The 24,594-nt window shown below is 53.5% G+C and carries 16 protein-coding genes; 3 read left to right on the top strand and 13 right to left on the bottom strand.

The genetic code is table 11. The features are described 5' to 3' along the window. Nucleotides 1-11: 11 nt before the first annotated feature. From HG66A1_RS02485 to HG66A1_RS02455, 7 genes are all read right to left on the bottom strand, one after another. The gene (locus HG66A1_RS02485) at nt 12-4,595 is read right to left on the bottom strand and encodes a PQQ-binding-like beta-propeller repeat protein (RefSeq protein WP_232106891.1); all 4,584 of its coding nucleotides are present in this window, start codon (nt 4,593-4,595) and stop codon (nt 12-14) included. Nucleotides 4,596-4,701: 106 nt separating this feature from the next. Next, on the bottom strand, nt 4,702-5,409 hold the full coding sequence (locus HG66A1_RS02480) for a hypothetical protein (protein WP_145180527.1): 708 nt from the start codon (nt 5,407-5,409) through the stop codon (nt 4,702-4,704). A 161-nt stretch (nt 5,410-5,570) separates the two neighbouring features. Then, the gene (locus HG66A1_RS02475; RefSeq protein WP_145036255.1) at nt 5,571-6,173 is read right to left on the bottom strand and encodes a peroxiredoxin; all 603 of its coding nucleotides are present in this window, start codon (nt 6,171-6,173) and stop codon (nt 5,571-5,573) included. A 58-nt stretch (nt 6,174-6,231) separates the two neighbouring features. Next, nucleotides 6,232-8,406, bottom strand: coding sequence for a PQQ-binding-like beta-propeller repeat protein (locus HG66A1_RS02470; RefSeq protein WP_145180525.1), 2,175 nt, complete (start codon nt 8,404-8,406; stop codon nt 6,232-6,234). Between the two features lie 105 nt (nt 8,407-8,511). Continuing rightward, complete coding sequence (locus HG66A1_RS02465) at nt 8,512-9,285, bottom strand: hypothetical protein (protein ID WP_145180523.1); 774 nt, start codon at nt 9,283-9,285, stop codon at nt 8,512-8,514. Between the two features lie 314 nt (nt 9,286-9,599). Continuing rightward, nucleotides 9,600-10,658 (bottom strand): tetraacyldisaccharide 4'-kinase, encoded by a 1,059-nt coding sequence (gene lpxK / locus HG66A1_RS02460; RefSeq protein WP_197996951.1) that lies wholly within the window; start codon nt 10,656-10,658, stop codon nt 9,600-9,602. Nucleotides 10,659-10,899: 241 nt separating this feature from the next. Then, nucleotides 10,900-11,691 (bottom strand): hypothetical protein, encoded by a 792-nt coding sequence (locus HG66A1_RS02455; protein WP_145180519.1) that lies wholly within the window; start codon nt 11,689-11,691, stop codon nt 10,900-10,902. A 992-nt stretch (nt 11,692-12,683) separates the two neighbouring features. Between HG66A1_RS02455 and HG66A1_RS02450 the strand changes: the two genes are divergently transcribed. Then, the gene (locus HG66A1_RS02450) at nt 12,684-13,697 is read left to right on the top strand and encodes a DUF1573 domain-containing protein (RefSeq protein WP_145180517.1); all 1,014 of its coding nucleotides are present in this window, start codon (nt 12,684-12,686) and stop codon (nt 13,695-13,697) included. Between the two features lie 83 nt (nt 13,698-13,780). Here the strand turns inward: HG66A1_RS02450 and HG66A1_RS02445 are convergent, their stop codons facing one another. Next, nucleotides 13,781-14,176, bottom strand: a complete 396-nt coding sequence (locus tag HG66A1_RS02445; protein WP_145180515.1) for a sirohydrochlorin chelatase — start codon at nt 14,174-14,176, stop codon at nt 13,781-13,783. A gap of 136 nt (nt 14,177-14,312) precedes the next feature. Between HG66A1_RS02445 and HG66A1_RS02440 the strand changes: the two genes are divergently transcribed. Continuing rightward, nucleotides 14,313-16,043 carry a serine/threonine protein kinase gene (locus HG66A1_RS02440; RefSeq protein WP_145180513.1) on the top strand — a complete coding sequence of 577 codons (1,731 nt, stop codon included), beginning with the start codon at nt 14,313-14,315 and terminating at the stop codon, nt 16,041-16,043. After that, nucleotides 16,036-16,569 carry an adenine phosphoribosyltransferase gene (locus HG66A1_RS02435; protein ID WP_145180512.1) on the top strand — a complete coding sequence of 178 codons (534 nt, stop codon included), beginning with the start codon at nt 16,036-16,038 and terminating at the stop codon, nt 16,567-16,569. Before HG66A1_RS02440 ends, HG66A1_RS02435 begins: the two co-directional genes overlap by 8 nt. Nucleotides 16,570-16,580: 11 nt before the next feature. Here the strand turns inward: HG66A1_RS02435 and HG66A1_RS02430 are convergent, their stop codons facing one another. The 5 genes from HG66A1_RS02430 to HG66A1_RS02410 all read right to left on the bottom strand — a co-directional run bounded on the left by HG66A1_RS02430 (nt 16,581) and on the right by HG66A1_RS02410 (nt 24,585). After that, the gene (locus HG66A1_RS02430; RefSeq protein WP_145180510.1) at nt 16,581-17,378 is read right to left on the bottom strand and encodes a class I SAM-dependent methyltransferase; all 798 of its coding nucleotides are present in this window, start codon (nt 17,376-17,378) and stop codon (nt 16,581-16,583) included. A gap of 24 nt (nt 17,379-17,402) precedes the next feature. Beyond that, nucleotides 17,403-18,584: a hypothetical protein gene (locus HG66A1_RS02425; RefSeq protein ID WP_145180508.1), complete on the bottom strand. Its 1,182-nt coding sequence runs from the start codon at nt 18,582-18,584 to the stop codon at nt 17,403-17,405. A 144-nt stretch (nt 18,585-18,728) separates the two neighbouring features. After that, on the bottom strand, nt 18,729-20,624 hold the full coding sequence (locus HG66A1_RS02420) for a hypothetical protein (protein WP_145180506.1): 1,896 nt from the start codon (nt 20,622-20,624) through the stop codon (nt 18,729-18,731). A 177-nt stretch (nt 20,625-20,801) separates the two neighbouring features. Beyond that, nucleotides 20,802-21,974: an amidohydrolase family protein gene (locus HG66A1_RS02415; protein ID WP_145180504.1), complete on the bottom strand. Its 1,173-nt coding sequence runs from the start codon at nt 21,972-21,974 to the stop codon at nt 20,802-20,804. Between the two features lie 124 nt (nt 21,975-22,098). After that, nucleotides 22,099-24,585, bottom strand: coding sequence for an ABC transporter permease subunit/CPBP intramembrane protease (locus HG66A1_RS02410; protein WP_232106741.1), 2,487 nt, complete (start codon nt 24,583-24,585; stop codon nt 22,099-22,101). Nucleotides 24,586-24,594: the final 9 nt, after the last annotated feature.

Raw genomic sequence — 24,594 nt, 5'->3', positions numbered from 1 at the left:
CCTGAGTTGCCCTACTGAGGAGCCGCTACAGGTTTCGGCGCGACTACCGGCGGTTCTTCAAAACTCAACCGGATCTGGAATGGTTCAATCAGAATATCTTTCTTCTCCAGATCGGGTACGACCCAGGTTCGCAGACGATTGCTGCTCGTCGTCTCTTTAAGTACCTGCGAACCATCCCGCAGATCGATGACCTCCAGATCTACCTGATTTCCCGAAGAAGTTGAAATACCCATAACCCGGCGGATGCCAAACGTCATCACCGGCAAATCGAAGAACTGTGTGAAGTCGATCCCCTGCGCCTCGAGCATCCGGGACCACATCAGCTCTCCCGTTTCACGATCGATGGAATACAACATCCCGTTAAACAGGAGAGACGTCATACTCAAAGGGCGATACGTTACTCTACTTTTTACGACATAGGGCAGACTGACAAACACCAGGTACTGCTTTTTGTTCTCCAGCAGCAGCACACGCATCACATTGGGTGCAGCCTGGCCTTTGACTTCGACCTTCTGCTCGCCAGTCCGCAGGTCTCGTATGGAAATCGTTCCATCCGCTGCCACCATGGCGATCTCATAATTCTGCCCCAGCGTATAATTCGTATCTTTGTTGATCTCGAAACTCCAGACCACTTCATCGCTGACCAGGTCCCGCAATTCAAGTCGACGCGTATCATCGGCGGGCGGTCCCAGTGTCAGCAGATAGCGTTCAAACGCAAAAATCGCCGAGTGACCTGGCTTCAGTTTGAAAGCATTGACGGACTCTCCATTCTGACCACTCCGAACCACATACCGCGGCTCGGTCCGGCTCTGAGAAGTCATCAGAATCACATGCTCCGCATCACCAAAATGCCAGCTGTTGTTGGGCAGCCCCTGACGTTTCCAGAGAATTTCTCCAGTCAGCAGATCGGCGGCGATTAATTCACTCCCCAGTTGATAGCAGAGGAATTCAGAATTGATTGTGCCAATGCGTCCCAGTTGTTCGCGATCCGAATTCCGCGTGATATATTCGCGTAGCACCGGCGCTAAACCACTGCGTTCAATGGAAATGTAATCACGCAGGCTCGGCGGACCGGCGATCATCCTCTGTTTCCAGAGCAGGGTTGGCTGACCATCGGTTTTCCGATTGATGGTATCCAGCACAAAAAATTCGGCCCCAAAATTCACGACCAGATAATTCTCGAATACGCGGGCCGAGAAGAAAGGCTGTTGTGGAACTTCGATCCCGGCTTCCGCCAGTGAGAAGGTCCACAGCGGCTTCCCAGCACCGTCAAATGCCAGCAGCTGTTCTTTCGCCGGCCCCACTTCCAGTCGATGATTTTCGAATAAAGGATTTGTCAGCCCGATAATTTCCACCGGCAGCGAAGTGTTCTGACCTTTGGACTGCTCATCGCGATATACCTGGGCCGGATAGTCAGGCCAGACTGACCTGGAACGTGACTGTTTCTGAAACTCCGGATCTGACTGCCAGGACTCCGCCACCTGTCGACCCGATTTTCCATCCAGACAGATGACATCGGGCCACTTTGTTTTCAGCTCCTGCAACAACTCCTCTGCCTGGGCATACTGATTGAGTGACACATAGATCTCAGCCAGTCTAGCCGTGGCGAAGGAGGCACTCACAGGCTGAGCCGAGTTGCGCAGCTGCTCAAGCTGCTGCATCAGTTGCCGACGCAAGACCGACTGCTTTCCCGGAGATGCCGTTTTCAGCTCTTGCGTCAGCCGTTCAACCAGCAGCATTCGCGCCTGACGTGTGGCTGGGAGATTACCACAGCACTTCAGGAATCGCTGTAGTTCAACCTGACCGGCAGAGGCCAGATGGTTCGTATAATAGCTGGAGAAGAATGCATCAATTTCCTGACGTTGCTCTTCATTCGCCCGCACCATCAACAGTTCCAGCTGAGAACGAATCCAGCGATCGGTGCGAACAAAAACGCCCCCCTTGGCAGTCTCGGTAGAAAACAGATTCTTCAATTCCGAGAGCTTCAGGTAGTTCTCCAGAGCCGCTTTCAGATTTCCCTTGGACTGGTAATTCGTAGCCAGGATCTGGAAGAAACGCCGCTGTTGATTTTCGTCAACGAGCAGTGGTTCAATCTTACTGATCTGACTCTCATACTGACTGAAGTCATGATCGAGACTTTCCAGCATCATGTCTGCATACAGTCGCCGCGCACGGATGGTGGGTTTGATCTCAATCGACCGCTCAATTTTCGCCAGGGCCTGCTTCACATTTCCAGAGTAAAGATACAACTCACCCCGCAAGAGTTCCGCCTCTGCCTGTTTCGCTGGCTGATCCGACTGACTCGCCAGGCGAATCTGTTCAATGATGGACGCCGCCGATCGAAACCCGACGACTTCGGTCTCATTCTGAGCGACCAGCATCCCGCTCCCGGCTGACAGATTTCCCACCAGCGTGTCAGTCTCGATCCGCGTCCGGGCCAGAATCAGACCATCATCCAGGCGGATACTCAGGATCTCTCCTGTATCCACAGGTAGAAAATATGTATCCCGCACCACGATGCCCCGTCCGCTGGGGGCTGGAATCTTCTGAGCTTTCGGCCAGGCCGGACTTCCATCACTTAACTTGAGTGCCTCAATTGAACCCGGTCCTACCATCAGGATATTCCCATCCTGTACCGAGGCAATAAACAGGTATTCCTGCCGCGGTCGCGACCAGATCAGTCGACCATCAAACAGATCCAGGCACTTCAGGTTCTGTCCCGTACGTGACTCTAACAGGACCCGGTCACCCACGATCAACGGTGCGAATTCCGCCCAGCCTTCGGCGTTCTCGTTCGCATCGCGGCTGAAGGCAGCGTAAGAGGTAATCGCATTTCGGCGTGGCTCCACATTTCTCCAGAGCAGTTGACGTGTTACGGCGTTGATCCCCACCGTACACCCCGAACCGGTTGGACAGACCAGAACGCCGTGGGCCAGCGAAGGACTCAACCCCATGCGGCGACGAATATGATCCAGCGGACGACGATCCGTTGTATAATCGCGGGCGATCGGATACTCGCTGCGAAACAGCGACTGCGTCCAGAGCGTTTTTCCGGTCTGCGGATCCAGCACCAGCAGACGAAACTCGCGTCCCTCTTCTGCCAGAGCATACAGCTTGCCATTCAGGGGTAACGGCGGCCCAAGGAAGTAGTGCCCCGAGTAATTAATCGGGTTCTGTAACCGGGGACCTCCCAGTTCCCAGACGAACTTACCCGTGTCGACTTCAAAGGCCATCAGACGGTTGTATGAGTTGGGTGAGAGCACGCTCTCCTGATCTTCCCGACTGAAGTGATAGAAACCGCCGATAAAGCCAACGTTTTCCACGCTGAATACCAGCTTGCCATCTGAGCTTAAATGGCCGACCGTGTAATCCTGCCAGGCTCGCTGCGTCAGATACTTCTGTAACGGGGTCTGGGGCGTACCCAGAAATTCTTCATCGGAATTCTGCGGATCCTTCAGCATCTCGCGGAACAACGCATCCGAAACCGTCGTCTCCCACTTCAGTTTCCCGGACCGCAGGTCCAAGCCCTTGAGGTTATTGTGCGTTCTCACGACAACGGTATCGCCTGCCACAATCGGACTGGCAGCAGGTAATACCCCCGACAGATGCTTGCGACGGAAGTCACCCAGTTTCTGCAGGATCGCTTCCAGGGGAGGCAGATTTGGATTGTTCTGTAAGAATGGGTCGCGGATCGTGGAAAACTGCCACTCCGGTTTCGAGGAAGGGACGGCGAACTCTGCGGAAGCGATTCGCTCTGCATTCCCGCGATAGAGAGTCCAGTCAGACTGTTCCCGGGCTCCCTTCAGATCCAGCGTTCCCACCAGTTGGGATAACCACGCGACAGGGTTCTGCCCTTCCTGGAACAACGCGACCTTTTTGCCATTCGGAAAGACATAGTCTGTACCGTTGGTCTCTCGGGCCAGCTTCATCAGCGACTGGCGACTTTTTCCGAGGTTCCCCAGATGGTACCAGGCGACCGCCAGCTTGAACGTCAGATGTGGTTCCTTCTCAATAGCCAGATCATGCCGTTCGCTGAGGGATTCCCACAACTGCGCTGCAGCCGGTAAATCACCCCGCTCGTAGTAATAAGAACCCAGAGTGTAAGCAGCCTCGGCCCCCGCCTGGGTATGAAAAAATCGACGAACGACTTCGCGGAGGAGGTCCTGGTTGTCCTGCTCCCGTGCTTCGCGCAGCATCTGCTCAGCGGTGGGACCGTACTGCACCGAATAGTATTTTTTCCCATCCGGAGGTAACGCCGCCAGTTGATCTTCGGCAGCCCGTTTCAGGCTGTGAAAGCCCACGCCACGATCAATGGCCACAAAATCTTCCGGAGCATCCAGAATCGCCTGCAACTCAGGAATCCCAGCAGAATAGTTCTTCTCATCGATCAGCTGGCGGGCATCCTGATAGCGTTTTGAAAACTGACGGCTCGCAGGAAACAACTCCAGTTGATCGCGGCCATTGGGCCACGCATCCAGGGACTCCTGCCCGAAACAGAAACCGGGCAGCAGTAAACTCAGAATCAGCATGCCCCCATACAGGAAACAGCGGGTGCGTTCTGGAAGTAATCTGGTAGCGTCTGATGCAAACAACATAGGCAAAAGCGGTGTTTCCACGTCCTGTCTAAATAAAATAACTTTGAAATTCGAGCGAGTTTCGAATCTCCTGGCCCTGACCGGACTCACATCTCCGGCAACAGAACTAATTCACCATCAAGCGGGTGTCTTCGATGACTTCCTGAATGCCCGATTGATCCAGCTCCCCGGTACGGAATGCCCGGTTCGCTTTGACAACGCCCTCCCAGAGCATGACATTCACGACAGCCTCCTGCTTTACGTTATAACCCAGCGGACTGTCAGTGCCTTCATACACCGTCAGTGGTACATGTTGAATTTTCTTCTCGCTGGCGATTTGTTTTAACTTCGATTTCTGCTCACCAGGATTCTCACTCAGCAATACAACGAATGCAGCCAGCTTATCATCTTTGTGAGCGGCCACTTCCTGATCGATCTGCTGAATCAGAGTCTCGGTCTGTGGTCCCAGTTCCCGCACGAAAATCCCCACAACGGGGCGTTCCCCATATAGACAACGGTAGCAGAGTGTCTTTCCCTCATTGGGTCCCGTGACATCTTCCACTTCAAACGGCATCGGGATCTCTCCGACTTCCATTCCCGACTGGAAGGAAACCGTCTCTGTCTGACTCATGTCAGGTTTCGGGGATGCCGATCCCGGGAAAGGCGCTGCTGCCCCCAGTTCGGCTTCCGGTTTGGTGACCGGCGTTTCGGTAGAGGCGTCCGTTACCGTCTCATTCGACGTTTCCGTTTTCCCGCATCCTGCCAGCGTCATCGCAGCCAGCAGAAGCACAGCGGCAGAGACAGACAGGATTTGATTCAAACGGTTACGACTCATGGGCTTGTCTCCCTGGTAACAAACAAAAAAATAACTCACCCGCACCGTCAATTGTATGCCCTCAGCCGGTTGACTGTCGAGTACGAATGACGATTTTTACGGGTGAGTGAACGCTTCTGAACCGTAGTTTTCGGCCCAAAGAACGGTTTTAGGAGCAGGAACTACTTCAGTTCGTTGACTTTCTTCAGGATGGCTTTGCTGTCATCAGCAGCTTTGACCTTGGTGTTCTTCATGGCAACCTTACCGTCTTTGTCGATCACAAAAGTCCAGCGGGCTGCTGTTACACCACGGGTCAGCTTCTCCTTTTTCCCGTCGATGGTCCGCTCAATCGTGGAACCGGGACGCAGGGGAACGCCAAACTTCTTGGCCACACTGCCATCTTCATCTGCCAGCAGCGTGAAGTTCAGATCATACTCTTTTTTGAACAACTGATGATTACGTACTGAATCACCACTGACACCCACAACTTCTACGTCTTTCCCCTGCAGCTTCTTCATATCATCGCGGAACCCACAGGCCTGCTTGGTGCAGCCACCGGTCATGTCGGCAGGGTAGAAGTAGACCACCAGAATTTTCTTGCCAATATAATCAGTCGACTTCCAGCCTTTGCCCGCGTCATCTGTAGCTGTGAAAGCGGGAGCCGCATCGCCGACTTCCACTTTTCCTGGAGGAGCATTCACCTGCCCCTGGGCACTGGCAGACAAACCACACAAACAAACCAGACTCAACAGGGAGCCGAGGATATTACGATACGATACCTTCATGTCATTCACCTTGTTTAAAATTAGAATTGGACTTGGAGCTACATTACATCTTACATTTTCAACGTGCCTGCGTCTTCTCTGCAGACAGATTCTCATTCGCTTTTCGTGATCCAGGCACGATGCCGTGATTCTGGAACGCGGTCACCTTTCGGGGCTGCGCGATCAACAGCTGATCTCCCGCGATCACCAGGTTCCCTCCCGTTTCTCCCTGTAAGGCTTGCAACGGGATTCTCTGTTTGAGTGTGCCTCGCTCAATGTCTACGACCAGCAATTCATCCCTCAACGGCCAGTATACGTTCTCTCCAGCGAGCAGCCCTCGACCATAGCCGAAACCCTCCGGATCAAGATAGCCTGCCTTCCAGCGTAACGCCCCACTTGCCCGATCGATGCCATACAGTTGATTCCCGCTGACTACCAGGGTCCGCGCTGTGACTCCCAGCAGGTTTCGAATCTGCTCCGGCCATTCCCGCTCCCAGAGCAAAAGTCCCGAAGACGCATCGAAGGCCATGAGGGTTTTCGTATCCTGGGGAGCGACGAATAGAATTCCCTGGTCATACAGGCAGGGGACCAGACCACTCATCATGTGATCGCTCAATTCCCGCCGGGAAACATCGTCTGCGGAAGGGTATGTCACGACCCAGTTGAGTTTCCCATCCTGAGAATTCAGTGATGCGATCGCTCCCATATCCGTGGAGAGATACAGTTGCCCCTCTGCGAGTGTCAGCAGCAGATGGGTAATGTAGTTCACACCCTCTTCAATGTTCCGCAGTGCCAGGCAGACTTTCTGATTCCACAGCATCTCCCCGGTCTCGGTAGAGAAACAGGCGACATTCGTCTGCACTTCGGGAAAACCCCGGTGTAACACGACGTAGAAACGATCACCGGCAATAACTGGTGCCCCTTCAAACGACCAGACAAAATTCTGCTCGCGCAACTCGGCGGAAGAAATCTTCCAGAGCATTTTGCCTTCGCCTTCATTCAAGTCCAGGCAAACCAGTTCCGAAAACAGTCCCAGCCGCTCATCTTTCGCCACGGAAGTAACCGGCGATCCCATGCGGGCGTATAACCGTCCGTCGGCAACAGTCATCGTAAACCGGGGGACTCCCACGACGGAACGAAACGGCAGTCTGACTGCCCCCTGTAGAACGGAAGGATATATAATCGGACTCGCCTGAGGATCCGCGTCAGACCAGGCGGGTGTTCCTGTCTTCCAGTTGAGTGCATAAATGCGTTCTGAGTCATTAATAAAAACATGCTCCCCATGTACAACAGGGAAGAGTCCCGGCGGCACGCGTTGACCAAAGGCAGGTTTCCGCGTGTATTCCTGGCTCCAGACCAGAGGCACACGAAAAGACCAGGCTGCGGCCCCGACGTCCAGAGCATGTCCGGCCCGGAAATTACGGGTCTGGTGTCCGGCAAAGGTCTGCATTTCGTCTTGATCATGCGCCAGTGAGACCTGACCGCGATCTGATAGAATTCCTGTAAGTTGGTCTGCCAGGTTCCCCTGCTTACCGGCGAGTGAGCCTTCCGCATCGGGATACCGCTCGCGAAACACAGCCAGTTCCGCTTCAGCCTGTTTGAAATTTCCCTCGAATAGACTGACCAGAATCAGACGCGCCAGAATCGGGGGTACAGATAAATCGGAATCGGGATAATAGAAGAGTCCGGTATCACTGCGCGCTGCAGATCCCGGTTCAGGCGGTAGCAGTTTCCGCCAGTAATCCCGCGACTGTCCCAGTTCACCGCGTTCCCAGGAGATTTCGCCGAGGCGATACAGGGCATCGTCGCCGTAACTGCTCATCAGTGCCTGATCGACAATCTGCAACAGCGGGCCGACCGACGATTCCGCTTCCGCCTCTTCCAGCCACCTGCGGGCCCGGGGATCAACCTTTTCCCGGTAGATCTGAATCGCTTCCGGGGGAAATCCTGCGAGCAGGTTCTGACAGTAAGTCGCCACCCGCAGATAGCGTCCCGGGGATTCCGGATAAAGCGTGTTGCCGTATTCCTGGGAGATCTGGATCAGACTGTTGATCGCGTCTTCCCATTGCGCGCCTGCCAGAAAATCCTGCACGGAGCCCATCTTCTTGAGCACCGCATTATTCACGTCCAGGGAGACCGATTCGCGAAATTGATCGGCGGCTGCCTGTGGCTCTGTCTGAGCCAGGCTGATCTCTGTCGAGAATAAGATCGCTCCCAGCACCAGCAGAGCGATGCAACCGCACGGTTTATGCATGGCGAAAACGACCCCGCATCATTCAGCAACAGATCTAAGGGCATTAAAAAGGACACGCCCAATCGGACGTGCCCTGTCTGTACGTTTCTCTGATGTTACAGAGGATTACTCGAAATCAGATGCTTTGTATTTGATCTCGCCCAGGTCGAGGGTTTCCCCGTCCTTGACGTTCACGTTGAAGCTACGATCCAGGTAACCTTTCTTTTCATGCCAGATCCGGAAAGTCTGCTTACCGGCGGGCAGATTCTTGATGGTGAATTTTCCATCTGCATCAGATACCACAGCGTAAGGATGATCTACCACGAACCAGTAAGCGGTCATCCAGGGATGGATGTCGCACTTAACCTGCATCGGCAGAATTTCAGGAATCGGGTTGGAAACTTCTTTTCCTTCACGATCTTTGGGAGCCAGGATGAAGTTGACAGCCTGGTTCTTGATCGGGAAGGTATGGGTGTTGTGAGCGACGGGATCGTCAGATTTGACAATCACTTTCTGGTCGGTACGAACAATCAGAGCGTGAGGCTCGAAAGTACAACCTTTCTGGTCGAACACGACGGTCTTGTCTTTGGATTCCTTCAGATCGGGATGAATGTCTTTTGCCCGACGCATGTAGAGGAAGATATTCTGGATGCCTTTGTTGTCAGGATTGACAACCAGGTCATTTCCCAGATGAGTGTCAGCTGCACAAACGGCAGCATCCTTGACGTTGGGATCGCCTTTCTTTCGCTGTACGGGACGCTCGGGGACAGGACCATCGAAGACAAACTTACCAGTGATCGAACCCCAGCCTTCTGCAGAAGCAGTAACAGGCGTGAAAAAATTCAGGCCAGAGATCAAAACAGCGGCGAGCAGAACCTGGCTAATATTTTTCTTTTGCATAACTTAAACACCTCGTTTATTTGAATTATGATTGAACAGACCAATGATGGAGGCAGGGATACGGTCACCACATTCAGTCTAAGCGGCCCGTCAGTTTGGTAGGTTTCTGGCAGGAAAAGTTCGTTTACGGGGTAAACGGCCTGCATTGTGTGAAGTTACTCTCTTCTCAGGATGACAGAACGCAGAACCAAAATCAAGTATATCTGAAACGGGATTACAGCAAATTTCGGGATCTCTGACGTGATTTAACCCGATATAGATTGGTTTTCCACTGGTTTGGAGCTGATTCCCTCCCTGACTCAGCGGGTACAGACTTATTCCCCCGACTCCGCCAGCCCCGTTTTCCGCAGGATTTCCTCAAAATCAGCCGCTCCCTGCACGATTTCCGCACCGATTTCCACCGCCCAGACCGGAAGCCCTGACAGTTTTTGTTCACTAATTTTCACCAGGTCTTTCGCAGTCGTCAAAATCAACTCGGCTCCCGACTGTGCTGCCTCTGAGCCAATTTCCTGCAGGTCTCTTTCACGATAGTGGTGATGATCCGCAAAGACGCGCATGCCGCAAACCCGGCCTCCCGCATCCACCAGTGTTTGCTGAAATCCGCGAGGATTCCCGATCGCGCAAAAACCCCATACCTGTTTCCCGGTCACTTCATGCAGGCTCCTGGTTTCTCCAGCGGCATTGACCAGGCCCCGGGGAACAAAACGCACATGGGCGATCCTGTGCTCGGGCACAAATTGTTTGACTTCCGTTATCAGATTCTCCAGCAACTCAGGCGGACACTGATCCACCCGCGTGATCAACACAAATCCTGCCCGCCGCAATCCCGACTTCGACTCCCGTAACAGTCCCCGCGGTAATTGATGACCGTAGCCCCAGGGATTCACCGCATCGATCAACACGATATCAAGATCACGTGCGAGCCTGCGATGCTGAAACCCGTCGTCCAGAATCAGTAAGCGTGCCCCTGCTTCAACAGCCTTCTCTGCTGAAGCACAACGATCCGGATTCTGATAATGCGGCACCTGCGGGCAGAGTCGATCCAGCAGCAGTTTCTCATCATTCACTTCACCGGGCAGCGCACGATAACCTCGGCTGAGTAGCGCGACAGAAATCCCTTGTGCTTGAAACCACTGAGACAGCCAGGCAACTAACGGTGTCTTCCCGGTCCCCCCGGTCGTCAGGTTTCCCAGGCTGATCACCGGCACGCTCACCGGTCGTGCCCGTTTAAGACCCCAGTCAAACAGACGGTTGCGAACAGCGACCGCGGTTCCATAGAAGAGGCTGAGAAACCCGAAACAGGGTTTGAGACACCGGGCACGCCAATCATGTCGGGCGCCGGAAATGATGCTCAGATAGTCAACCTCGTTCACAATTCAGCCTGTCTTCCCGGGTTGGCAGAATTACCGTGCGGGCAGAGTTCAACAAAAACACGCCCTGTCCCGAACATGATAGCTGAGATGAAGCTTTCTGGCTAACCAGAGGCCAGACTTCATCAATCAGAATCTACCACGTTCCGGACAGGGCGTGCGTGCACAGGGAGGAATCGAGTCGAACAGGTTCAGCAGTCGTTCCCGGCTCGAGCTGACAGGAATACTTTTGAACCCCGGCACCTTACCGGTGGGTGCCGTCAGTTGGAGGATACGGTTTGTAACTGAGTTCGACGATTCGTCCCATAATCAGACGGACTCGTCTGGTCTGGGGAACATTTCCTGTCTCAGGGAATATCGCATACACCTGATAGACATGCTGAATCCCGGGAATTAAAGGACGCTTGGTCACGAATTCCCAGATATCATCATTCGCAGGATCACGATATCCCACCATCTCATCGCGTTGTCGGTTCAGTGCGACCACGCGAATGTCGGTTGCACCTGGAGCATAGATATCCAGACCGGCATCGCGCGGATGCCCCTCCGGACCATCGGCCGGCATCATCCGCGTTGGTCGACGATAGGCAATCCCCATCGTTCCCGGATAATGCAGAATCGTTGGTCGCACTGCCGGAGCGGGAATTAACCCCGCTTGCGGCGGGAGACCACCACCGGCTGGCATCCCATAAGCACCAGCCACAGCACCTCCAGACTGGCATGACCGGCAGCCACCCTGCGAAACGTTTCCCATACCATAAACGACTCCCTGATAATATTGATCAACGAACGAGTCTCCGCAGCCGCAGGAACTCATCCCGCAACCGGAACCACATTTGTGCTTATGACCGCATTTATGTTTGAAGCCCGGACGCCACGGACTGCAGCACGCTCCTTTATGGAACATCGACAGACCGCCCATCTTGCAGTGACCACATTTGTGACCGGCTTCAAGTCGGTCTGAGATCACCAGGCAGGAAATTCCCAGCACAAGCAGTCCGGTCATACCTGCCCTGGCAGTATTTTTAATTTTCATTTGAATCTATCGCTCCCTGTTTGAATGAGACCGAACTGATATTCCCGCCACCTCGGCGCAGACAGTGACGTTTCTCACACACTTCTCTACTCGAATTAACAACACACTCACACACTTTTGGTATGAAACGGACCAGCCTGCACTCCTCTCAGAATGAAACTGACCTGATAATGAAAGAGATCCCCTCTTCCTTATCATGCAGCTGGAACCGTCGGGGACCCGCTGTTGTATTTGCCGGAGTGGAAACCCACTCGTAATTCAAGCCTATCACTCCGCGCTATGCGTGCTGGCTCGATTTTGAAGAAACCCACTTTTCCAATCCGTGAGTTAAACTGCTGTAAGCATCCTGCTGAACTGGAAAAAGAACAGGCACACCCACTTTAGGAAAGCCTGTTAATCTATGAGTAATATCAGCAAATAGAGAAGACTGTTGAATGGATTTTCACCAGTTGTAATAAAAATACCGTTTGCGGGTAGTAAGTGCTCAAAGCCAGTTATGGAAACTGTTTGCGACATCATGAACAATCGCATCAGGTCATCTGAATCGGGTTCGATTACGCAGCTTAATCCGTCCAGAACCGGTAGTTGCGACCGGAAAGAGACAACATTGACAATTCAACGTATGCGAACTAAATTGCCACAACCAAAGTGTCGATGCCGACTGATGTATTTGTCACACACATGCCATTTACTGATGTTCTGAATCTCAAATTTGATCTCAGAAACGGAAACACAGTATAATACTGGCTAACTGATTCAGGCTTGTGCATCTCGACTGTCTGCTGAACTTTGGCACCACAGTTATCTGCCTGCCGAGCCCGTTTTTACAAATAGTGTGAAACGTCTCTGTGAATGGATTCTGCACTATAATGATGTAAGGGTTATGTGCTGAAAGTCGGTTATTGTCCCTGGCCGGATGAAATCGGTCTCAGCGCCTCGACTTGAGTGATACATCGAAGTTAATTCATTTTTTGCAGAAGTGAGATTCAATAATGCTGAAAAACTGTATTTTCCGGTTCGGCGTCCTGAGCCTGTGTCTGTTTGTCCTGAATGCTGCCCCATCATTCGGACAGGACTGGGCGATGAAGATGTTCGATAAAGACAAAATCGACTTCGGCGTCATCGCCCGTGGTTCCGATGCCGAATACCGCCTGAAAATTAAGAATATCTATAAAGATCCCGTCCATATTGCCAATGTTCGCACTACTTGCGGCTGTTCGGCTGCTGAGCCTTCCAAGAGCATCTTGGAAAGTGGCGAAGAAGGATACATCCAGGTCAAAATGGATACCGCCCGCTTCCAGCGTCGCAAAGATTCTAACGTGATTATCACCATTGATGCTCCCCAGTATGCTGAAGTCCGGATCCCGATTACTTCGTATATCCGTACCGATGTCGTCTTCACACCGGGTGCTGCCAACTTCGGTTCTGTCGAAGTCGGTAAAGGTGCAGAGACCACTGTGGCTCTCGCTTATGCAGGCCGTGAAGACTGGGCACTGACCGGAATCGAATCCCGTAACCCACACGTGACTGCCAAGGCTGTCGAAACGAATCGCGGTGGTGGACGCGTCAATTACAACATCATGCTGACTCTCGATCCCAAGACTCCTAAAGGTCCAATCCGGGAACAGCTCATCCTGAAGACCAACGACGTTAACTTCACAACAGTACCGCTGCTGGTCGAAGCCCGTGTCGAATCTGACATCACCATTACCCCCGAAGTCGTTTCTCTGGGCATGATGGTTCCGGGACAGGAAAAAACAGTCAATGTTGTAATGCGGGGCAAAAAGCCATTTGAAATCACAAAGATTGAATGCGAATCCAACGATGAAGCATTCAAAATCCGCATGCCGAAAGCAGCTCAGCCTATTCACGTGCTGCCGCTGACAATCGTTCCTCCCGATAAACCAGGTGAATACTCAGAAGAGTTTACCGTGACCATCGATGGTCGCAGTGAACCGATTACCTTCAAGGCCTTCGGTCGGATTGCTGAAACAAAAACCAATTAGTGGTTTTCATTGCGAGAAAAAGGACGTCCTTCGGGGCGTCCTTTTTTTATGATCTCTGTCGTACAGGCAAGCAACAACTGTAGTCAGACTTCGTCAGCCTCCCGCAACCGAGCGAGTACAATTTCCAGCATCAGCGGATGCAGGCCCAGATGCCCACACAATTTAAACTCGGTCCCGGGGAATTGTGTCGTAAATTCACTCCGGTGCTCTTCCAGATCATTCTGCACATGGACACCTGCCGAGAGAAAGTAGGGCAGCATCAACACTTCCTCCGCTCCCGCAGCCACACAGCGTTCCGCCCCCTCAGGGATCGTCGGTTCCGCCAGTTCCAGATAAGCGATCTCGATGATCGGAAACACAGACCGTTCCCGTAGCATCTCAGCGAGCCGCACGAGATCCTGATTTGCTGCCGCACGTCGACTGCCGTGTGCGATCAGCAGAACAGCCTTCCTTCTTGCATCAGACATGGATTCATCCATAATAGAGTGTACTGAAATCGTCTTTCATTTCGCTTGCTGAGATTATAGACTTCAGCCAGTCTCCTGACACTGAACAACCGACAGTCTGACGACGCTTTTCATCGACGACCAACACACTTCAAACCGAGCAGCAACCTTGAATAAACACGAACATGAATCCGCCCCCGAACGTCTGGGGGAATATCTGATCGGGAAAAAAATCGGGGCCGGCGGCATGGGTTCCGTCTACCTCGCAACGAACATCCACACCGATCAGCAGGTTGCCATAAAAATTCTCCCGAGTGCCCTGGCCCGTGAAGCCGGCTTCGTCGAACGCTTCCATCGTGAAATCGAAGCACTCAAGAAAATGCACAACCCGTATGTCATCGAATTCTATGACAGCGGAGTCGAAAACGACATCTACTACTATGTAATGGAGTATGTCGAAGGCGAAACGCTCACTAACCGTCTCCGCCGCGACAAACGGCTCGACTGGAAAATCGTTGTCGATATTTCGATTCAGATCTGCTCTGCCCTCAAGGCATCCCACGACGCCGGTATCATTCACCGCGACCTGAAACCGTCCAACCTCATTCTCAAAGTCGATAACACGGTCAAGCTGGCCGACTTCGGCGTGGCACAGCTCTTCGCGACTGAAAAACTGACCGTCACCGGGGGCATCATCGGTACGGCAGAATACATGTCCCCCGAACAGGCAGAGGGCAAACGGGTTACTCGCCAGAGCGACCTGTATTCACTCGGTGCCGTCATGTATGTCATGCTCACCGGCCGTCCCCCTTTCAGTGGCAAAACCATGCTGGCCATCATCCAGAAACAGAAGTACGGCCAATACGATCGACCCAGTCGCTATGTGGACGATCTGCCGGTCTGGCTGGAAGAGATCGTCTGCCAGCTCCTTGAAAAAGATCCTCAGAAACGTTACCCCGATGCGTATGTGCTCTCACGTCGTCTGCAGGAAGTGATCAACAAGTATGAGATGTCGACCTCGGAAGACACCTATGCACTTTCCGGCACCAGCGCAGATTCAGCGACTTCCACCCAGGCACACTCTGACTTCTCCGATCAGGGAGCGGGCTCAGGCACCCTGATGCAGGGACTGATGCGGGCGCAGCTCGAAGCAGAGAGTACCGGCTCCCGGCTGGGACAACTGTTTGACAACACCTGGTTTCTGCTCGGTCTGCTCGCCCTGGTCATCGCCGGAGGCTACTTCTGGTTCCAGGAACGCGAACTGTCCCGCGAGGAAATGTTGCAGCACGCGAAACAGATCCTGCAGCAGCCGGAAGGCCCCGACTGGTACATCGCCCGCGATAAATACCTGCTCCCCCTGCTGGAGAATCCTTCTAATGAAGACGAGAGCATCATCAAGGAGCAGCTGAGTCGCATTCAATCTTATGAGCTCCGCTCGAAAGCCGGCATGACTGCTAAGCGCAAATCACGCTCTGGCCTGCAGACCGAACCGCAGCGGTTCATAGCCCTGGCCCAGAATTACCTGGAATCAGGAAACCTGATGCAGGCCGAGATTGTTCTGTCCTCACTGATTGAACTGCTCCCGGACGAACCGGAACAGAAGGAGATGCGGGATCTGGCCATCCAGATGCGCAACGATCTCCGGCAGGACCCTAACCGTACCGCTCAACGTTATATTATGCTCACGCAATCAATGTCCAAGGCAGACGCTCTGCTGAAAGAACAGAAATACGCTGAAGCTGCTGCTGTCTGGCGTGCGATCATCGTCCTCTATGGACAGGACCCGGCTGCCAGTGTCTTTGTTGAAAATGCGCGCAAGCATCTGGATCAACTGCCCGATAACATGTCGGCAGAAACCCCAACCCCTGAACCTGAGAAAGCCAGTACCGAGAATGAATGACTCGATCGATCTGAAAGATTATATTCGTGAGATCCCCGACTTCCCCAAACCGGGTATCCTGTTTCGGGATATCACACCTCTGCTGGCCGAGCCGAAGGCATTCCAGGCTGTCGTCGATCGTCTGGCAGACTACTACCGCGATAAACAAATTACTGCCATCCTGGCTGCCGAAGCACGCGGCTTCATCTTTGCAGCCCCCCTGGCCCTGGCCCTCGGTGCCCGCTTCATTCCGATTCGCAAGCCAGGTAAACTCCCCTTCGAAACCAGAGCCTTTCACTACGAACTGGAGTACGGATCCGACTCGCTGGAAATGCACACTGACTCCATTCATTCAGATGACCGAGTCGTCATCGTAGATGACCTGCTCGCAACCGGGGGTACCATCTCCGCCTGTATCGAACTGGCCCGCCACTCCAACGCGGAAATCGTGGGCTGTGCCTTTCTGATCGAACTGGCATTCCTCAACGGTCGCGAGAAGATGAATGGCTGCGATGTTTTCTCACTGATTCATTACGACGCCGAATAAGCTCAGTTCGACTAAGGGACCCAGAGAGACGAAGATTCCTGTTTCCCGGTATCTTCGGAAATCCGTCGTGCCTTGATTCGTACGTAAGGTGCGACAAAACGTCCCCGGTAGCGAAAATGACCTACCGGTGCACTGGGGTCAGCCCGTAGCGGCTCGCGTAAATCTTCGATCACAAACCCGGTGCGGCACAAGCCCCCCACCAGTTGATCCCAGCGATGCAGGTACTCTGTGGCCCCGTCTTCGCGGTAGGCCCGGTCTTCGACTTTGGGCAATGCGCCCTGCTGATAGTATTCCAGACCGATCACATACCGGTTCTGCTGATCCCGATGCGTAATCTGCAGACTGGTGGGCGTCTTATGCTGACTGATATACAGACCACCGGGACGCAGCACACGTGCGATTTCGCGGTACACCGCTTCAATATCGGGCACATAGCAGGTACTCACCGGCTGATGCACAATATCGAACTCCGCCTCGTGCAGAATCGATAGATCATCCATCGACGTTTCCACAATCTTGACCTGCAACCCGCGACGGCGCGCTTCCTGTTCGTCCAGTTGCAGCATCTTGTTGCTCAGGTCAACAACGGTGACCCGGGCTCCTGCTGCAGCATACAGAATCGACTGCCAGCCTCCCCCCGATGCCAGGCAGAGTACCGACTTCCCTTCGACCGAAGCAGGCAGCCAGCCGCGCGAGTCCAGCGTCTGCAACGGATTGCGACACTCTTCATCGGTTGCCAGCTTCGTAAACTGACTGCGGTTTTCTGCCAACCGGTTCCAGGCGGCTCGGTTCTGAGGCAGGTGAGACATAGACTGTTCTCTTCAAACAGGGAATCAGGATTCCTGAGGCTGCGGTTTGTTCTGAGCGTCCAGCAGTGCCCCCGCGAAGGTCACCAGATCCCCCTTACCTCGCGCAACTTTCTGCAGGACATCCAGATGATTTGTCTGGCGGCACAGACTTGTGAAAGAGAACGTATTCGGATCTTCAAATTGGCTGAGATACGTTTCCGCCAGTTCAATCGCCCGCTCATTCATTTTCAGACGCGTCAACAGATCAATGAGCACATAGGCAATCATCTGCTTGTCATCTTCATCCGGTTCCATTTCGAGCTTCTTCTCGAAATAACCTATGGCCAGGTTCCGATCGTTTTCCTCTCCCACCAGTGCCTTGAAGAAATGCAGGTGAGCCGGATAAAAATCTTCAAACGGCGATTCACCCGGATACTGAAACTGCTGATCCAGTCGCGCCCCGTATTCACACAACTCGATCACTTTGGCCAGGTGCGGATCGTCTTCCGACAGGAGCCGTGCAAATCGGACCACGGAATTCAGGTGGGAGACATCAATATGGTAACTGCCCCCTTCGAACATCCAGTCCCGGCCGGCCATTAACTCGCGCAGATTATCAGCGGGTGGTGCAATCGGCATCTTCTGCTGCACATGATACTGCAAGGATTGGACGAGATCGGTATAGAGCTGGTCGACCAGCAGCTGTGCGATTTTTTTCCGGCTCTCTGGCTTGAGCTGGGCATTCATCTGGTCGAAGACCGTAATCGTATTACAGATTCCGTTCGACTGCAGCATGATCTCGAATCCTTTCTCCGGATTCGCTCCTTCATACGCACAAACCTGAATCAGTCCTTCAACCTTGTCTTCGGGCACAGTTCGGGGATTGATCTTGCTGAGAGCCTCTGTTACCTGTTCCGGTTCCTGAATAGTCTGGAAATAAAGCCAGGCATCGGAATACATTTTTTCGTCCAGGAACAGGTTGCCCACCTTCCGAGCTGCCTCGATGTAAGCTTCTTCGAACTCTCTCTTCCGTTCATCAGGAACATTGTCGAAGGTCGTCGGCTGCAGGACTTCCAGCCCCATCGCGTGTTTCTGTTGCATCAGTAATGCATCAAACAGACGATGATAGTTTTTCTGAGCGGTCAATGTTTCAATCAGCCGCTCCAGGACGGATTCCGGAGATTGTTGTTGTGACTCTTCCAGTGCGGCAAAAACATCTTCTGACATGATTCCTCGCTTGATCCTGATCGCTTCAGTTTCACTGATCTACGCCGAAAACGGCACGATAAGCTATCCATTGTAAGAGTTCCCAGCCCGTCTGAGTACCCTGTCGATCCAGAAAGCATGGATTCAGGCCATTTCAGAGGCCCATTATTCCACGAAGAGCAGCGGCGTCAGCTCTCCATCAGAATCAAAACGTCCGATCACTGATTCGTAACTGGTATGATGTCCCAGCACGGCCCGGGCCACCTCACCCTTCTTCAGGCTGCGATAGACCAGCAGTTGATGTTTGCCGATCCGCAACCGATGGCCGGAGGCCACATCGCGGGGAGAAATCTTCCCCGCTTCACTGATGGTCAGACTCTGCCAGTCAGCTGGCTTTCGTTTCAGGTCCGGTTCCCAGTCGATCACGAGGGGGACATACAAGGCTGTCGCTTCCGCTGCTGCCTGATGCAGTTCAATCTGTCCCCGCTCATTCAGGCTCAGGCTGCCAGGGTAGAAGAAATCCCGATCCTGAGGTAGCCCCAGCGGAAAGACGCGCGCCGCGAGTCCTTTGGTTTTCAGCGAAAGTTCATGCGTCTCTTCATCCACAGTATCAGTGAAACCAGAGGCCACGGGCAACAGGGAACGGTATTCCAACCGTGCCGCTTCGCTACCATTCACGATGTCTGACAGAAAGACAAAATGCTGATTGCGAGGCAACAGAATCTGACGATCCAGTGTGTAACCGCCTTCCAGATCCATTTGCAGTTCGAGGTAATCGGCGTCTTCATCTGAATTCCAGCAGACAGCGCTCCATTCGCCATCCCCACTGACTTCAGTACCATCGACCGTCAGAGAGAACTCCCAGCGTCCTTCCAGCAACTGTTTACCCAGTGCGGTAAGACTGACAGCCGGCAGATCACCATTCCAGGTCACCATCAGCAGATTTGATGAGTCAGACCAGTAATTTCGCATCACAGCCAGCGCGGACCAGTCTGACTGATTCGCAGCATAATCCTCTGTTTGGATAAAGAACTGTGACCGTTTTTTCTTCCCGGAATTCAATGCCTTCAGATACATCCGCTCGGCACTCCGGTTCGACAGACCAGAAAAATAAGCGGCCAGACTCAGTAATTCGGCATGTCCAATTTCATGGATCGGACACAAAGCCAGTTTCCCGGAGGCGTTACTGGTTGCCACCAGCACCTGGAGCGTGAGTTGAAACCGTTCCTGTGCTTCCTTATCCCAGAGTCGTTTTTTCCAGACCTGGCCGATAAACAGGGAACGCGTCATCGTTGCCAGCCAGAAGTCGATCCGTGAGAGCATGTCCGCGTGAGGTGTTCCATCGGTATCCGTCCGCTCGAAGAAACCGTCCCGCAGATTCTGCTGGCCCAGCTGCCTCAGGTTCTTGGCGCCTGCGACTCCTGCAAACAGAAAGCTGGCCCGCCAGGGAACTTCACCGGAAACAAGCAGGATCTGGTCATCCGGAGTTTCGGAGAAATCTGTCTCTTCCAGCTTGAAACAATGTGCCACCGCTGCACACAGGCAGGCGCGCCATGCACTGATCAGAGTCGCGGGTGCCAGGCGATAGCCAACATTCTCCAGCAGTTCCATCAGGAGCAATAATTCGAACGGCTGCATCGGCTCTGAAAGCGTTACCTGTTCCAGCCAGCCATACAACAGGCGACTGATTTCGTCCCAACTCAGATCTGGGGCTTTTTTCTTTTTGCCCGCTTTGGGTGCCTTTTTGCTCTTGGCCGGCACCGCGCTGGCAGACTCCACCAGATGAATCAGATCTGCAGTGCGGCCAGTGTCTTCAACCTTCTCTGCCGACCAGAGTACGGACCACATCATCTCCAAGCTGTGCCTGGTCTGCTTTTTCTGCTTGGCAATCGCTTTCAACACAGCCGCCAAACCCTGTCCGAACCGTTCCAGGTCGCTGGCTTGAGCCCCTTTCATCAGGTCGCCGCGTGGTTTCGATGCCCAGCCGACTGCGGGCAGAAACTCTTCATCAGAGAGTGACCAGTATTGCTGGGGTACAGCCTGACCAAATTCAATCGACATGATTTCTTCCATTCTTCAGTTCCCCAACAAAGACCGTTGTGCCAACCATAGGCAAAACAGAGCCGCCTGCCCGGCTTAATTTCGAATCACTTTGCAATGACGAAACAGTTGAAAAGTAGTGCAATGCGCGACCTGCGTTAAGATAGACATTATAGGGTAACGTGATTTCAGTTGAAATCAATTGATCCACTGCCCATTCAGCATGACCCGGGCCACATAAGATCGGGAATCTAACAAAAGATCAGTATCCGTTCCCCCATCAAAATCGTCAGGTAGTTGGATCAGGGCCAGATCTGCGGCTTTTCCTGCCTCCAGCGAACCAGTGTCGTCGGAATACCCCAAAGCACGGGCTCCGGCGAGTGTACCACACTCCAGAATGAGTGCCGTGGCCAACTGGGGATACCTTTCACGCAGGAACTGCAGTTCGCTCCAGAGACTCAAATCCGGGTTCGAAGCCCGACTGTCCGTCCCCAGCGCGACATTGATTCCCTGCCCGATCATCGACAGCCACGGGTGCTCCGAATGCCCGAAATAGTGATGCGTGCGGGGGCAATAGACCACTGAAATTGACGGTGCTCCCCTCAGAAATTCCCACTCGGTCGGGCCGAAATAATTACCGTGTACCGCCAGAGCAGCCGGTAATTCTGCCAATGGAGCCAGGTAATCGGTCATCCGCATCCCGTCTTTCAAAATCTTGGGATCCCACAGTCCGAGCTCACTCAGCAGGTCAACAAATGCGCCTGATTTGCGTTCCAGCAGATCATATTCCGCCGCCGTCTCCCCCAGATGAACGGCGGCAGGCACTCCCTGATCCCGGGCCTGCTGCACCAGATTCAGATATAAATCGGGATGAACACTATACGGAGCATGCGGACTCAAGCCCGGGCATAACCGCTCGACTGCCGCTGGCGCAAGGGGTTCCGCCAGAAACTCATCGGCAACCTGCTCCTGCCCCGCGATACGATCGGGAGTAAACCCCAGGCATTCTCGAAATACAACTGCCCGGGGAACCTGTGATTCCATATTAAACAATCGCAGACTCTCGACGCTTGTCGCAATTTCACCGACCAGAGTCGTTCCCGACGACAGGCATTCTGTGATCCCCAGCTGAATCCGTTCCGTGACCGGCTGCTCGGTCTCAAATCGGGATTTCATGATTGCCCGAATCCAGTCGGTGAACGGGGAAGCTGGTTCCAGGGGGGCACGCAGTTGACTGAATTCGAGATGCGTGTGGGCATTCACCAGGCCCGGAATCAGAGCCATATTGCCCAGATCGATTGCGCGAGGATGCCTGCCTGCATAGAAGGCCGCAATGCGGGTCCCTTCAATTTCGACAGTGGCATCTGGCAACGGTGGTCCCGCAACGGGGAACACCCAACGTGCTTGATAAATCTGACGTTCCAAGAGACTGTAGTTTCAAAACAAAGGTCAGCGGCGGATAACAGGGACGTCGCCCATTATATCAGCCCGACACTTATTTGGTATCCGTCAGTCGACGGTTGAAGGTCGGAGACGTCAGAGAATCCGTGGAAGAGCTATTCGGATCGACGGCCGGGCGGGACTGCAGAATCGTCCACCGCAGCAGCAGAAATGCGACCACAGCACACAGGACCAGCAGCGGCCAGGAATACCTTAAGCCCTCAGGCTGCATACTGACAAAATACTGCAGACCGTGTGTCGGTTCCCATTTTTCAGGGATCCGTTCGCGAAATACCGACAGCGAATTATAAATCATATGGAACGCGATCCCGGGAAACAGACTGCGACTGTGAACCGCGACCAGCCCCAGAGCCAGCCCCATCAGGGTCGCATTAAATACCTGTTGTGGAATCTGGTGCATCACACCAAACGTCACACTCGAGAGAATCACAGCCAGCCAGACGCGGCCCCGGCGGCCAAACCCGCTCAGCATAAATCCACGGAATGCGATTTCCTCACAAATCCCCGGTGCGATTGCAAATGCCAACAGAATAAACCACAAAGACTGATTGGGATCAGACATTTCCTTGATAATCGCCGCCGCCCCGGGTGGCAACTTTGGAAAGAACCACTGCAGACTCGCCGACAGTTCCAGCGACAACGGATGCAGCATGAAGGGCAACAGAAGTCCTACGCCCCAGAAACCCCAGCTGGGGAAAAAGAGACGAAACGTCTTCCGCACGCTGGTCGTCAGCATGATCCCCATGATCAACGCTGGTGTCGCAATGATCGCCAGCTGCTGGATCATCAGCAACTGCATGCTCCGTACCGCCCGCATCGATTCAGGCGCGGTCAGAATTGCATCCCGCATCGTATTCATCACGGCAAACTGCAGTAACATGATGATCACGAAACAGAAGCCTGCCTCCGCAAAACTGGGCAAGGCGTCTTTGGTCCGCATCAGGTGCTTGAGCCACAATCCCAGTTCGAACCGTTCCGCCTCCCGGAACAATACGTCTTCCCGCTGGAACTGATCGATGGCCCACCAGAGTGCCAGCAGACTGTAACCGATACTCGATACCAGCACCGGAATCGCGTAGACATATAAGGCACCCGCATTCACCGCAGACAGCAGCATTCCTTTCAACAGCAAAGCCACCCCGACGATCGGCATCATACTGTAAAAAGCATTGATCTCCACAGCCGGAGAAAGACAGAACACCGTCAATCCCAGCGTCACCATCAACAGCGGCGTTAAATAATACTGCCCCTCTTTACTGCTGCGGGCAAAGGTCGCCAGTGACAGACACAGGGCACTGAATAACGCCGAAAGCGGAATCAGCAGAATCACAATCCAGAATAGTGCAGAAGCAGAAGGAAACGACAGATCACCGATTTTCGACAACGCACCACTGCCTGCCACATTCACCATATGTTTGCCGGTGAAACCCATGCTCGCCAGGTTCAACAATGCTGTGGAAACACTGAAGATCATCACTGTCAGAAATTTACCGAGCACGATCTCTGTGCGACGCGCGGGTGAAATCAGCAGCGTCTCCATCGTGCCCCGCTCTTTTTCACCGGCCCCCAGGTCGATCGCCGGGTAAAAAGCACCCGTCGCTGCCATGATGATCAGCAACGCTGGAAACAGCTTGCTCCACAGGTTCGCAGCCAGCTGATCATCCTGTGCCAGGTCGATCACATCCGGATTGATCGGATTCGGCAGATTTTCCGGTAACCGGGCACGGCTCAATCGGTCTCGCAGAATCGCATTTTCCCAGGCATCCAGCGCTTCCTGAACACGAGTGAATGCCAGCCGCGATTTTTCATCCGCAGTATTTTCCAGAACCAGAGGTCGCAGCGAGACGGCCGGATCAAAATCGATCGGCTCATGTCGGGCCAGTTTCTGACTGACCAGTTCCAGTTCTTTGGAGAGATTCGGGGGAAACAGAATCAAAACCTGAATCTGACTCTCAGCAAACTGCTTACTCAGACGTGCATTACTCTGGGTAATCTGTTCAGCCAGCTCGATCTTCTCAGTACCAAGTTTTTTCTGCTCTTGAACCAGTTGCTGCTTTTCTTCCGACTGAGTGTCACCCTCAGTCGGCTCTTTCTGATGTTGATCTAACTTCGTCTGTATTTGACTTAGTCGAACCTGCAACTGATCCCAGGTATCCAGAAGTTGCTGATGCAGCTTCAGATCCACTTCCAGTTCATGGGCCTGCTCCAGCAGTTTTTCCCGCTCTTCGCTATCAATGTCGGACAGGTCATTCTCGGCAACCTGTGCATCGGTAATCACCCGCAATTTGTCCGCGTCGGCGGGATTCATAAACCAGTTGGAGACGAATCGATCCCCTTCCAGCAACTGCGGATGCTGAGGCAAATCTTTCGCCCCGAGCAGCACAACATTCCGCGGCTGCTCCGAAAACATCACAGTCATCTGCACCATCCCGATACCCATCGCCGGATAGAGCAGCAGTGGGAGAATGGCGACCATAAACAGCGTCCGCCGGTCGCGGAGCTGGTCGCGCAATTCACGCATCAAAATGAG

The sequence above is a fragment of the Gimesia chilikensis genome, from assembly GCF_007744075.1.
GTDB classification, from domain to species: Bacteria; Planctomycetota; Planctomycetia; order Planctomycetales; family Planctomycetaceae; genus Gimesia; species Gimesia chilikensis_A.
Note: the sequence above shows the minus strand (reverse complement) of the source record. Positions and strands in the feature narration are given on the sequence as shown.